A 12,094-nucleotide genomic window follows, 5' to 3' on the forward strand; every position below is an offset into this window, starting at 1 on the left:
ACTCCTTTCTCTCACCTAACGGGTTTACTTAGCAGTTTTACCTTCTTTACGACGAACAACTTCGCCTTCGTAACGAATACCTTTACCTTTGTAAGGCTCAGGAGCACGTACAGCACGGATGTTAGCAGCAAATTCGCCAACACGTTGCTTGTCGATACCTTTGATTACGATCTTAGTTGGTGCAGGTACTTCAACTTCAAGACCTGCTTCCGGAGTCATTTCTACTGGATGAGAATAACCTACGCTTAATACAAGTTTATCACCTTGTTTTTGAGCACGGTAACCAACACCGACTAATTCAAGTCCGCGTGCGAAACCTTCAGTTACACCTTCAACCATGTTTCCGATTAAAGCACGAGTTGTACCGTGTAATGCACGGTGTTCCTTCTGTTCAGATGGACGCTCAACTGTTAATGTATTCTCTTCAATTTTGATAAGCATATCAGCATTGAAAGTACGAGTTAATTCACCTTTAGGGCCTTTTACTGTTACAGTATTGTCTTCTGCAACTGTAATAGTAACACCTGCAGGGATTTCAAGAATCTTTTTACCAATACGAGACATGTGGTCACACCTCCGTTCGTTTTAAATATATATTACCAAACGTATGCTACTACTTCTCCACCAGTTTGTAATTGACGAGCGTCTTTGTCTGTCATTACTCCCTTAGATGTAGAAACAAGAGCGATACCTAATCCGTTAAGTACACGTGGTACTTCATCAGCTTTAGCGTAAACGCGTAAGCCAGGTTTACTGATACGTTTTAATCCAGTGATTACACGTTCATTGTTTGCACCATATTTCAGGAAAATACGAAGGATACCTTGTTTGTTATCCTCGATGTATTCTACATCACGAATGAAACCTTCACGTTTTAAAAGTTCAGCGATCTCTTTTTTGATTTTAGAAGCAGGAACCTCTAATTTCTCATGACGTACCATGTTCGCATTACGGATGCGAGTAAGCATGTCTGCAATTGGATCTGTCATCACCATGTGTTTTACCTCCTTCCCATTTGTGGGTTTTACCAACTAGCTTTTTTAACACCAGGAATTTGACCTTTATATGCAAGTTCACGGAAACAAATACGGCAAAGTTTAAATTTGCGGTATACAGAATGCGGACGACCGCAGCGTTCGCAACGTGTATACTCTTGTACTTTAAACTTAGGAGTACGCTTTTGTTTCGCTATCATAGATTTTTTAGCCACGTTTTCGCCTCCTCTACTTAGCGTTGGCTTCCATTATTTTTGGAATGGCATACCGAATTGTGTTAAAAGTTCACGAGCTTCTTCATCAGTTTTCGCTGTAGTAACGATTACGATGTCCATACCGCGTACTTTGCTTACTTTATCATAATCAATCTCAGGGAAAATAAGTTGCTCTTTAACACCTAATGTATAGTTTCCACGACCATCGAATGATTTCTTAGAAACACCACGGAAATCACGTACACGTGGTAAAGAAACTGATACTAATTTGTCGAAGAACTCATACATTTGCTCGCCGCGTAAAGTTACTTTCGCACCGATTGGCATACCTTCACGAAGACGGAAACCAGCGATTGATTTTTTAGCACGAGTTACAACAGGTTTTTGACCTGCGATTTGTGTTAATTCTTCTACTGCATTGTCTAAAGCTTTTGAGTTAGATACCGCGTCACCAACACCAGTGTTGATTACGATCTTTTCGATTTTCGGTACTTCCATCACAGATTTATAGTTAAACTTGCTCACTAGAGCAGGAGTAATTTCCTTTTGGAACTTCTCTTTAAGGCGATTCAATGAAGTGACCTCCTTTCTTAAGAAAATTATTTATCTAATAATTCACCAGATTTTTTTGCAATACGAACTTTTTTACCATCTTCTACTTTGAAGCCTACGCGAGTAGGTTCACCTGTTTTCGGATCTAAAATCATAACGTTAGAAACGTGAATAGGTGCTTCTTTAGTAATAATTCCACCTTGTGGATTTAATTGAGATGGCTTAGAGTGCTTCTTAACGATATTGACACCCTCAACGATAACACGGTTTTGCTTTGGGAAAGCCACAAGGATAACGCCTTGTTTTCCTTTGTCTTTACCAGTGATTACCTGTACTTTATCACCTTTTTTTACATGCATCTTAATTCTGCACCTCCTTAGCAAGGCAATACCTTAAATTATAGAACTTCTGGAGCTAAAGAAACGATCTTCATGAAGTTGCTATCACGTAATTCACGAGCTACTGGTCCGAAGATACGAGTACCACGTGGGCTCTTATCGTCTTTAATGATAACCGCTGCGTTTTCATCAAATTTGATGTAAGAACCGTCCGGACGACGAGCTCCGCTCTTCGTACGTACTACTACTGCTTTAACAACGTCACCTTTTTTAACAACGCCACCTGGTGTTGCTTGTTTTACCGTAGCAACGATAATGTCACCAATGTTAGCATATTTACGACCAGAGCCGCCTAATACTTTAATTGTTAAAAGTTCACGTGCACCAGAGTTGTCAGCAACTTTCAAACGAGATTCTTGTTGGATCATGTTATGAAACCTCCCTTCGGACTAAAAATTCCGATTCGTCTATTTAGATAATAACCGCTTCTTCAACGATTTCAACTAAACGGAAACGCTTAGTAGCAGAAAGCGGGCGAGTTTCCATGATTTTAACGATATCGCCAAGTTTCGCTTGGTTTTGCTCATCATGGGCTTTGTACTTCTTAGAATACTTAACACGTTTTCCGTACAAGGAATGAGTTTTGTAAGTTTCAACTAAAACTGTAATCGTTTTGTCCATTTTGTCAGACACAACACGACCAGTATAAACTTTGCGTTGGTTACGTTCGCTCACTATGCAAACCTCCCCTCAATTTATCGATTAATTCCGATCTCTCTTTCACGAACTACAGTTTTCATACGAGCAATTGCTTTACGCACTTCACGAATGCGAGTTGGATTCTCTAATTGTCCTGTAGCAAGTTGGAAGCGAAGATTAAACAACTCTTCCTTTAAAGCTTTAACTTTTGTTTCGATTTCGGCAGTGGTTAATTCACGAATATCATTAGTTTTCATTAGATTCACCACCATTTTCTTCACGTTTTACGAATTTACATTTCACAGGTAACTTGTGAGCTGCAAGACGTAATGCTTCGCGTGCTACCTCTTCAGATACACCCGCGATTTCGAACATAATTTTCCCAGGTTTTACTACTGCTACCCAGCCTTCTGGTGCCCCTTTACCGGAACCCATACGTACTTCTAGAGGTTTTGCAGTGTAAGGTTTAGAAGGGAAAATTTTAATCCATACTTTACCGCCACGTTTCATGTAACGAGTCATTGCACGACGAGCAGCTTCGATTTGACGGTTTGTAATCCATGAAGCAGCTTGTGCTTGTAAACCGAATTCACCGAAAGCAATTTCAGTTCCACCTTTAGCACGACCACGCATTTTACCACGATGCTCTCTACGATATTTTACGCGTTTTGGCATTAACATATTATTTTCCTCCTTCCTCAGAAGCTTTCTTTTTTGTAGGAAGGACTTCTCCACGGTAGATCCATACTTTTACGCCTAATTTACCGTATGTTGTATCAGCTTCAACTGCTGCATAGTCAATATCAGCGCGAAGTGTATGAAGTGGAACAGTTCCTTCACTGTAAGATTCTGCACGAGCGATATCAGCTCCGCCAAGACGACCAGAAACCTGTGTTTTAATACCTTTAGCACCTGCACGCATAGCACGTTGAATAACTTGCTTTTGTGCACGACGGAATGATACACGGTTTTCTAATTGACGAGCGATGTTTTCGCCTACTAATTTAGCGTTAAGATCAGCTCTCTTAACTTCTAAAATGTTGATGTGTACACGCTTGCCTGTTAATTGGTTAAGAGCTTTACGAAGTGCTTCAACTTCAGTACCACCTTTACCAATTACCATACCAGGTTTTGCAGTGTGAATTGTAACATTTACACGATTTGCTGCACGTTCGATTTCTACTTTAGCAACAGCAGAATCTTTTAAGCGTACATTAATGTACTCACGGATTTTGATGTCTTCATGTAGTAATGTAGCGTAATCTTTCTCAGCGAACCAACGAGATTCCCAATCACGAATAACGCCGACACGAAGACCAATTGGATTAACCTTTTGACCCATCGATTATCCCTCCTTCTTTTCTGATACCACAACTGTGATGTGGCTTGTGCGTTTGTTAATTTGGCTTGCACGACCCATTGCACGTGGACGGAAACGTTTTAACGTTGGACCTTCGTCAACGAAAACTTTTTCAACAACTAGGTTGTTAATATCCATCTCATAATTGTGCTCTGCATTTGCGATTGCAGATTTTAAAACTTTTTCTACAACTGGAGAAGCAGTTTTTGGTGTGTGGTTAAGGATAGCAATCGCTTCACCCACTTGCTTACCTCGGATTAAGTCTACTACTAAACGAACTTTACGAGGAGCAATACGAACTGTTCTCGCTACTGCTTTAGCTTGCATTGAAGTGCCTCCTCTCATTATCTTCTAGTTTTCTTATCGTCAGCAAGGTGACCTTTATACGTACGAGTTGGTGCGAATTCACCTAACTTATGGCCAACCATATCCTCAGTGATGTACACAGGTACGTGTTTACGACCATCATATACAGCGATTGTGTGTCCGATGAACTGAGGGAAGATTGTTGAACGGCGAGACCAAGTTTTAACAACTTGTTTTTGCTCAGATGCAACTAATTTTTCCATTTTGCTCATTAAGTGATCATCGACAAATGGTCCTTTTTTTAAGCTACGAGCCATTTTGGTGCCTCCCTTCGTGATTGGCGTACGGTTCTAGAAATGAACCGTACTACAATCCCATTATTTTTTACGACGACGAACGATGAATTTGTCAGACGCTTTGTTTTTCTTACGAGTCTTGAATCCAAGAGTTGGTTTACCCCATGGAGACATTGGAGACTTACGTCCGATTGGAGAACGTCCTTCACCACCACCGTGTGGGTGATCAACCGGGTTCATTACAGAACCACGAACTGTTGGGCGTTTACCTAACCAGCGAGAGCGACCTGCTTTACCGATTTTGATAAGTTCGTGTTGTTCGTTACCTACTTGACCGATTGAAGCGCGACAAGCAGATAATACAAGACGTACTTCACCAGAAGTTAAACGTACAAGTACGTATTTACCTTCTTTACCAAGTACTTGAGCAGATGTACCAGCAGAACGAACTAATTGTCCGCCACGACCAGGCTTAAGCTCGATGTTATGAACAACAGTACCTACTGGAATGTTGATTAATGGTAATGCGTTACCGATTTTGATGTCAGCTTCTGGGCCAGACATAACTTCCATACCTACTTCTAAAGATTTAGGAGCAAGAATGTAACGTTTTTCACCGTCAACGTAGTTAATTAATGCGATATTCGCAGAGCGGTTTGGATCGTATTCGATCGTAGCAACGCGTCCTGGAATTCCATCTTTGTTACGCTTAAAGTCGATGATACGGTATTGACGCTTATGTCCGCCACCTTGATGACGTACAGTGATTTTACCTTGGTTATTACGACCAGCCTTCTTGCTTAAAGGAGCAAGTAATGACTTTTCGGGTCTGTCAGTCGTGATTTCAGCGAAATCATTCGTAGTCATATTACGACGACCGTTAGTAGTTGGATTATACTTTTTAATTCCCATCTCAATTTCCCTCCTTCTTTAGTAAGAATTAAACGCCTTGGAAGATTTCGATTTCTTTGCTGTCAGCAGTTAGCTTAACGATTGCTTTACGACGACGGCTAGTAAAACCAGCGTGACGACCAACGCGTTTTGCTTTCGGCTTGTAGTTCATGATGTTCACTTTTTCTACTTTAACACCAAAGATCGCTTCAAGAGCATCTTTAACTTCTGTTTTATTAGATTTAACGTCCACATCGAACGTGTATTTTTTTTCAGCCATCATTTCCATAGAACGTTCAGTGATAACTGGGCGCTTAATGATATCACGAGGATCTCTCATTATGCAAGCACCTCCTCTACTTTTTCCACTGCCGCTTTTGTCATGATTAGCTTATCATGATGAAGCACGTCTAAAACGTTTACGCCATCAGCAGTGATTACTGTTACTCCAGGGATATTGCGAGCAGATAACTCTACAGATTCGTTTGCATCAGCAGTTACGATAAGAGCTTTCTTCTCAACAGTTAATCCTTTAAGTACTGCTAGCATATCTTTTGTTTTTGGTGCATTTAACACTAGGTCTTCAAGAACTACAATGTTGTTCTCAACTACTTTAGTAGCTAATGCAGATTTGATTGCTAAACGACGAACTTTCTTAGGAAGTTTGTACGCATAGCTTCTTGGTGTAGGTCCGAATACCGTACCACCACCACGCCATTGAGGAGAGCGGATAGACCCTTGACGAGCACGTCCAGTTCCTTTTTGACGCCATGGCTTACGACCACCACCGCGAACTTCAGAGCGAGTTTTTACTTTGTGTGTACCTTGACGTAAAGATGCACGTTGCATCATTACAGCTTCGAAAAGTACAGCTTCATTTGGTTCGATACCGAAAATAGCTTCAGCTAATTCGATTTCACCAACCTGTGAACCAGTTTGGTTATATACAGTAACTTTTGGCATTGGAATTCCTCCTTCCTATTGTGAATTATTTGCTAACCTTCACAGCGCCTTGAACAACTACAAGAGATTTCTTAGCACCTGGAACGTTACCTTTTACTAATAATAAGTTGCGCTCAGTGTCAACTTGAACGATTTCTAAGTTTTGGATAGTAACTTGGTCTCCACCCATACGTCCAGCAAGTTTTTTGCCTTTGAATACACGGTTCGGAGCAACTGGGCCCATTGAACCTGGACGACGGTGATAACGAGAACCATGAGACATAGGTCCGCGAGATTGTCCGTGGCGTTTGATAACACCTTGGAAACCTTTACCTTTAGAAATTCCTGTTACATCAACGATTTCACCTGTAGCGAATACGTCAACTTTTACCTCTTGACCAACCTCTAATCCGTCCACGTCTGCATCGCGGATTTCGCGAATGAAGCGCTTAGGAGTTGTAGATGCTTTGGCAGTGTGGCCTTGTTCAGGTTTGTTAGTTAACTTTTCACGTTTATCTTCAAATCCTAACTGGATTGCATTGTAGCCATCAGTTTCAGTTGTTTTCTTTTGAAGAACAACGTTTGGATTAGCAGCGATAACTGTTACTGGGATTAACTCACCGTTCTCAGCAAATACTTGAGTCATACCGATCTTTCTTCCTAAGATTCCTTTGGTCATGAGTTACACCTCCTACATTTTTAAGTTATATAAATTATAATTTGATTTCGATATCTACACCAGATGGTAAGTCTAAACGCATTAATGAATCTACTGTTTGTGGAGTAGGACTCACGATGTCGATTAGACGTTTGTGCGTGCGCATTTCGAATTGCTCACGAGAATCTTTGTACTTATGAACAGCACGAAGAATTGTGTAAACAGTCTTCTCAGTTGGTAATGGGATCGGACCAGAAACTGTTGCCCCAGAACGCTTAGCTGTTTCTACAATTTTCTCAGCTGACTGATCAAGAATACGGTGATCGTAAGCTTTTAAACGGATACGAATTTTTTCTTTTGCCATTATTTTCCCTCCTTCGTTCGCCTATTTCTAAAATAGACCTTCTCCATGGAAATTTCCCCACACCATGCCATGGCAAAGCGGCCGGGTGTGTCAGCAACCTTCCACTTCATCGCAGTCAAAGACCAACATTGTCTATTATACAATGTTATTCGTCTAGATGCAAGCATCTTTTTGTTTGTATCTGCTTTTCTCTACTTTTGCTATTATACATGGCACTTTAAAGAATTTCAAGTTTTCATCTACTAGAATTCGTTTTACAGTTTCTGGGTTTTATTTCATTGCTTTTTATATATTATAGAAGAAACTCGTCAAAACATAAAAATATGATTTCATTCATTATATAAATCCAAACAAAAACCCCAAGGGAAAATCCCTTGGGGTTTTTTATATCAGTTAAGATTACTCAACGATAGTAGCAACTACGCCGTAACCTACTGTACGTCCACCTTCACGAATAGAGAATTTAGTTCCCTCTTCGATAGCGATTGGAGCGATAAGTTCGATAGTCATTTCGATGTTGTCACCAGGCATTACCATTTCAGTACCTTCTGGTAATTGGATGATACCAGTTACGTCAGTTGTACGGAAGTAGAACTGAGGACGGTAGTTAGCGAAGAATGGAGTGTGACGTCCACCTTCTTCTTTAGATAATACGAAAACTTCAGCTTTGAATTTAGCGTGAGCTTTTACAGAGCCAGTTTTAGCAAGTACTTGTCCACGTTGGATGTCTTCACGAGCAACCCCACGAAGTAAAGCACCGATGTTGTCTCCAGCTTGAGCTTGGTCAAGAAGTTTACGGAACATCTCTACACCAGTTACAGTTGTAGAAGCATTTTCTTCAGCAAGACCGATGATTTCTACTACGTCACCAACTTTAACGATACCGCGCTCAACACGACCAGTAGCAACTGTACCACGACCTGTGATAGAGAATACATCCTCTACAGGCATTAAGAATGGTTTGTCAGTTTCACGTTCTGGAGTTGGGATGTAAGCATCAACTTCAGCCATTAATTCAATGATTTTTGCTTCCCAATCAGCTTCTCCTTGAAGAGCTTTAAGAGCAGAACCTTTGATTACAGGAATGTCGTCGCCTGGGAATCCGTATTCAGATAATAGGTCGCGAACTTCCATTTCTACTAATTCTAATAATTCTTCGTCGTCTACCATGTCGCATTTGTTTAAGAATACAACGATGTAAGGAACACCTACTTGACGAGAAAGAAGGATGTGCTCACGTGTTTGAGGCATTGGGCCATCAGCAGCAGATACTACTAAGATACCGCCGTCCATTTGAGCAGCACCAGTGATCATGTTTTTAACATAGTCAGCGTGACCTGGGCAGTCAACGTGTGCATAGTGACGAGTTTCAGTTTCGTACTCAACGTGTGCAGTTGAGATTGTGATACCGCGCTCTCTTTCTTCTGGAGCAGCATCGATTTGATCGTATCCGCGTGCTTCAGCACCACCAGCTTTTGCAAGAACTGTAGTGATCGCAGCAGTTAATGTAGTTTTACCATGGTCAACGTGGCCGATTGTACCGATGTTAACATGGGGTTTAGAACGTTCGAATTTAGCTTTAGCCATTCTAAATTCCTCCTTAGTTTATATAGGTTATTTTATATTTAGTCTAGAAAGCGAAACTTGCGTCCCACTTTCTAAGCTTACATAAGTAGTTATACTTGAACAATCGATAAAAATCAATTATTCACCTTTATTTTTTTTGATAATTTCTTCAGAAACAGACTTTGGTACCTCTTCATAGTGGTCAAACACCATAGAGAATGTTCCGCGTCCTTGAGTGTTAGAACGTAATGACGTTGCATAACCGAACATTTCAGAAAGTGGAACCATAGCGCGAACAACTTGAGCGTTACCGCGAGCTTCCATACCTTCTACACGTCCACGACGAGATGTTACGTCACCCATAATGTCACCCATGTACTCTTCAGGAATTACAACTTCAACTTTCATCATTGGCTCAAGAATTACTGGGCTACATTTAGAAACCGCAGCTTTAAGTGCCATAGATGCAGCGATTTTGAACGCCATCTCAGATGAATCGACATCATGGTAAGATCCGTCAACTAATGCAGCTTTAATGTCAACTAGTGGATAACCAGCTAGTACACCATTTTTAAGTGCATCTTCAAGACCTGCTCCAACAGCTGGGATGTATTCACGAGGAACTACACCACCGACGATCTTGTTTTCGAATTCGAATCCTTTACCTTCTTCGTTAGGTTCAAACTCAATCCAAACGTGTCCGAATTGTCCACGTCCACCAGATTGACGAGCGAACTTACCTTCAACTTTCGCAGCAGCGCGGAAAGTCTCACGGTATGCTACCTGAGGAGCACCAACGTTTGCTTCCACTTTGAATTCACGGCGCATACGGTCAACGATGATATCAAGGTGAAGTTCACCCATACCAGCGATGATTGTTTGGCCAGTTTCTTGGTCAGTGTGAGCACGGAATGTTGGATCTTCTTCAGAAAGCTTAGATAATGCTGTACCCATTTTATCTTGGTCAGCTTTTGATTTTGGTTCGATAGCTACAGAGATAACTGGCTCTGGGAATTCCATAGACTCAAGGATAACAAGGCTCTTCTCGTCACAAAGAGTATCACCAGTAGTAGTATCTTTTAAACCTACAGCAGCAGCGATATCACCAGCGTAAACTGTTGAAATCTCTTCACGGCTGTTAGCGTGCATTTGTAGGATACGACCTACACGCTCACGCTTACCTTTAGTTGAGTTTTTCACGTATGATCCAGAGTTTAACACACCAGAGTACACACGGAAGAACGTTAACTTACCAACATAAGGGTCAGTCATGATTTTGAATGCTAAAGCTGCGAATGGCTCTTCATCGCTAGACTTACGTTCTACTTCTTCATCTGTATCCGGAAGAGTACCTTTAATAGCAGGTACGTCTAATGGAGATGGTAGGTAGTCGATAACTGCGTCTAACAGAATTTGAACACCTTTGTTTTTGAATGCAGAACCACAGATTACTGGGAAGAATTCTACAGAAGTTGTAGCCTTACGGATACCAGCTTTAAGCTCTTCTACAGTGATTTCTTCACCTTCTAGGTACTTCATCATCATTTCTTCATCAAGCTCAGCTACCGCTTCAATAAGCTTTCCACGGTATTCTTCAGCTAATTCTTTGTGCTCTTCAGGAATTTCAACACGTTGAATGTCTGTTCCTAAATCGTTACCGTACATGTAAGCACATTCTTCAACAAGGTCAATGATACCATTGAACTCATCTTCAGCACCGATTGGTAACTGGATTGGGTGTGCGTTTGCTTGTAAACGATCGTGGATTGTTCCTACAGAGTATAAGAAATCTGCACCGATTTTATCCATTTTGTTAACGAATACGATACGAGGTACGCCGTAAGTAGTAGCCTGACGCCAAACAGTTTCTGTTTGTGGTTCTACACCAGATTGTGCATCAAGTACTGCTACCGCGCCATCAAGTACGCGTAAAGAACGTTCTACTTCTACTGTGAAGTCTACGTGACCTGGAGTGTCAATGATGTTTACACGGTGACCTTTCCATTGTGCTGTAGTTGCAGCAGAAGTAATTGTGATACCACGCTCTTGCTCTTGCTCCATCCAGTCCATCTGAGATGCACCTTCGTGAGTTTCACCGATTTTATGAATACGTCCTGTATAATACAGAATACGCTCAGTTGCTGTTGTTTTACCAGCATCGATGTGAGCCATGATACCAATATTACGAGTGTTTTCTAAAGAGAACTCTCTTGCCATTTGGTGTCTTGCTCCTTCCATATATGGATTGGATTTTTTATTTTAAGTAGCAAAAAAGCCACTTTATATTGTTACACATGTCAGTATGTCCAGTACTCTCATTATGTAAAACGAGCGCCCAACGAAAGGGAGAGGCATTCTCCCTCTCCACACTTCCATAAGCGACAAATAAAGCGGTTTATGCTTACATTTATTTTACGTTGAATCCTACCAACGGTAATGAGCAAATGCTTTGTTAGCTTCTGCCATTTTATGAGTGTCTTCACGTTTCTTAACAGATGCACCAGCGTTGTTAGCTGCATCTAAGATTTCGTTAGCAAGACGCTCTTCCATAGTTTTTTCACCACGAAGACGAGCGTAGTTTACTAACCAACGAAGACCTAAAGTTGTACGGCGTTCTGGACGAACCTCAACTGGAACTTGGTAGTTAGCACCACCAACACGACGAGCGCGTACTTCAAGAACAGGCATAATGTTCTTAAGAGCTTGCTCGAATACTTCCATTGGCTCTTTACCAGTACGTTCGTTTACGATATCGAACGCATTATAAAGAATTGTTTGAGATTTACCTTTTTTACCGTCAACCATCATTTTGTTGATAAGGCGTGTTACTAACTTCGAATTGTACATTGGATCTGGTAACACGTCACGTTTCGCAACAGGTCCTTTACGAGGCATATTGAGTTCCTCCTTTC

General features: G+C 41.1%; 20 protein-coding genes. All 20 read right to left on the reverse strand.

All coding sequences use genetic code 11. The features are described from left to right. Nucleotides 1-24: 24 nt before the first annotated feature. The 20 genes from rplF to rpsG all read right to left on the reverse strand — a co-directional run bounded on the left by rplF (nt 25) and on the right by rpsG (nt 12,077). A complete protein-coding gene (gene rplF / locus CO726_RS23690) occupies nt 25-564 on the reverse strand; it encodes a 50S ribosomal protein L6 (protein WP_000086558.1) in 540 nt (179 codons plus the stop codon). A gap of 32 nt (nt 565-596) precedes the next feature. Next, a complete protein-coding gene (gene rpsH, locus CO726_RS23695) occupies nt 597-995 on the reverse strand; it encodes a 30S ribosomal protein S8 (RefSeq protein WP_000245511.1) in 399 nt (132 codons plus the stop codon). Between the two features lie 29 nt (nt 996-1,024). Next, nucleotides 1,025-1,210 (reverse strand): 30S ribosomal protein S14, encoded by a 186-nt coding sequence (gene rpsN / locus CO726_RS23700; protein WP_001085700.1) that lies wholly within the window; start codon nt 1,208-1,210, stop codon nt 1,025-1,027. A 33-nt stretch (nt 1,211-1,243) separates the two neighbouring features. Continuing rightward, nucleotides 1,244-1,783 carry a 50S ribosomal protein L5 gene (gene rplE / locus CO726_RS23705; RefSeq protein ID WP_001080829.1) on the reverse strand — a complete coding sequence of 180 codons (540 nt, stop codon included), beginning with the start codon at nt 1,781-1,783 and terminating at the stop codon, nt 1,244-1,246. A gap of 26 nt (nt 1,784-1,809) precedes the next feature. Next, nucleotides 1,810-2,121 (reverse strand): 50S ribosomal protein L24, encoded by a 312-nt coding sequence (rplX, locus tag CO726_RS23710; protein WP_000558200.1) that lies wholly within the window; start codon nt 2,119-2,121, stop codon nt 1,810-1,812. Between the two features lie 38 nt (nt 2,122-2,159). Then, nucleotides 2,160-2,528: a 50S ribosomal protein L14 gene (gene rplN, locus CO726_RS23715; RefSeq protein WP_000615912.1), complete on the reverse strand. Its 369-nt coding sequence runs from the start codon at nt 2,526-2,528 to the stop codon at nt 2,160-2,162. A 43-nt stretch (nt 2,529-2,571) separates the two neighbouring features. Further along, nucleotides 2,572-2,835: a 30S ribosomal protein S17 gene (rpsQ, locus tag CO726_RS23720; protein WP_000004106.1), complete on the reverse strand. Its 264-nt coding sequence runs from the start codon at nt 2,833-2,835 to the stop codon at nt 2,572-2,574. A gap of 20 nt (nt 2,836-2,855) precedes the next feature. Next, nucleotides 2,856-3,056: a 50S ribosomal protein L29 gene (gene rpmC, locus CO726_RS23725; RefSeq protein ID WP_000855718.1), complete on the reverse strand. Its 201-nt coding sequence runs from the start codon at nt 3,054-3,056 to the stop codon at nt 2,856-2,858. Next, nucleotides 3,046-3,480, reverse strand: coding sequence for a 50S ribosomal protein L16 (gene rplP, locus CO726_RS23730; protein ID WP_000928969.1), 435 nt, complete (start codon nt 3,478-3,480; stop codon nt 3,046-3,048). Before rplP ends, rpmC begins: the two co-directional genes overlap by 11 nt. A gap of 1 nt (nt 3,481) precedes the next feature. After that, nucleotides 3,482-4,141, reverse strand: a complete 660-nt coding sequence (gene rpsC, locus CO726_RS23735; protein ID WP_000529956.1) for a 30S ribosomal protein S3 — start codon at nt 4,139-4,141, stop codon at nt 3,482-3,484. Nucleotides 4,142-4,144: 3 nt separating this feature from the next. After that, entirely contained in the window at nt 4,145-4,486 is a 342-nt protein-coding gene (gene rplV, locus CO726_RS23740) for a 50S ribosomal protein L22 (protein WP_001148024.1), read from the reverse strand. Between the two features lie 17 nt (nt 4,487-4,503). Continuing rightward, nucleotides 4,504-4,782, reverse strand: a complete 279-nt coding sequence (gene rpsS / locus CO726_RS23745) for a 30S ribosomal protein S19 (protein ID WP_000124454.1) — start codon at nt 4,780-4,782, stop codon at nt 4,504-4,506. A 60-nt stretch (nt 4,783-4,842) separates the two neighbouring features. After that, complete coding sequence (gene rplB, locus CO726_RS23750; RefSeq protein WP_000511583.1) at nt 4,843-5,673, reverse strand: 50S ribosomal protein L2; 831 nt, start codon at nt 5,671-5,673, stop codon at nt 4,843-4,845. Nucleotides 5,674-5,701: 28 nt separating this feature from the next. Further along, complete coding sequence (gene rplW / locus CO726_RS23755) at nt 5,702-5,992, reverse strand: 50S ribosomal protein L23 (RefSeq protein WP_001205558.1); 291 nt, start codon at nt 5,990-5,992, stop codon at nt 5,702-5,704. After that, nucleotides 5,992-6,615: a 50S ribosomal protein L4 gene (gene rplD, locus CO726_RS23760; RefSeq protein ID WP_001127258.1), complete on the reverse strand. Its 624-nt coding sequence runs from the start codon at nt 6,613-6,615 to the stop codon at nt 5,992-5,994. Before rplD ends, rplW begins: the two co-directional genes overlap by 1 nt. A 25-nt stretch (nt 6,616-6,640) precedes the next feature. Then, the gene (gene rplC / locus CO726_RS23765) at nt 6,641-7,273 is read right to left on the reverse strand and encodes a 50S ribosomal protein L3 (protein ID WP_000160207.1); all 633 of its coding nucleotides are present in this window, start codon (nt 7,271-7,273) and stop codon (nt 6,641-6,643) included. 34 nt (nt 7,274-7,307) lie between these two features. Beyond that, complete coding sequence (gene rpsJ / locus CO726_RS23770; RefSeq protein WP_001040596.1) at nt 7,308-7,616, reverse strand: 30S ribosomal protein S10; 309 nt, start codon at nt 7,614-7,616, stop codon at nt 7,308-7,310. 399 nt (nt 7,617-8,015) lie between these two features. Further along, nucleotides 8,016-9,203 carry an elongation factor Tu gene (tuf, locus tag CO726_RS23780; protein ID WP_098759792.1) on the reverse strand — a complete coding sequence of 396 codons (1,188 nt, stop codon included), beginning with the start codon at nt 9,201-9,203 and terminating at the stop codon, nt 8,016-8,018. Between the two features lie 117 nt (nt 9,204-9,320). Then, nucleotides 9,321-11,399 carry an elongation factor G gene (fusA, locus tag CO726_RS23785; protein ID WP_000090370.1) on the reverse strand — a complete coding sequence of 693 codons (2,079 nt, stop codon included), beginning with the start codon at nt 11,397-11,399 and terminating at the stop codon, nt 9,321-9,323. 207 nt (nt 11,400-11,606) lie between these two features. Then, nucleotides 11,607-12,077, reverse strand: a complete 471-nt coding sequence (rpsG, locus tag CO726_RS23790; protein ID WP_001137491.1) for a 30S ribosomal protein S7 — start codon at nt 12,075-12,077, stop codon at nt 11,607-11,609. Nucleotides 12,078-12,094: the final 17 nt, after the last annotated feature.

It is taken from the genome of Bacillus fungorum (genome assembly GCF_002746455.1).
GTDB lineage: Bacteria > Bacillota > Bacilli > Bacillales > Bacillaceae_G > Bacillus_A > Bacillus_A fungorum.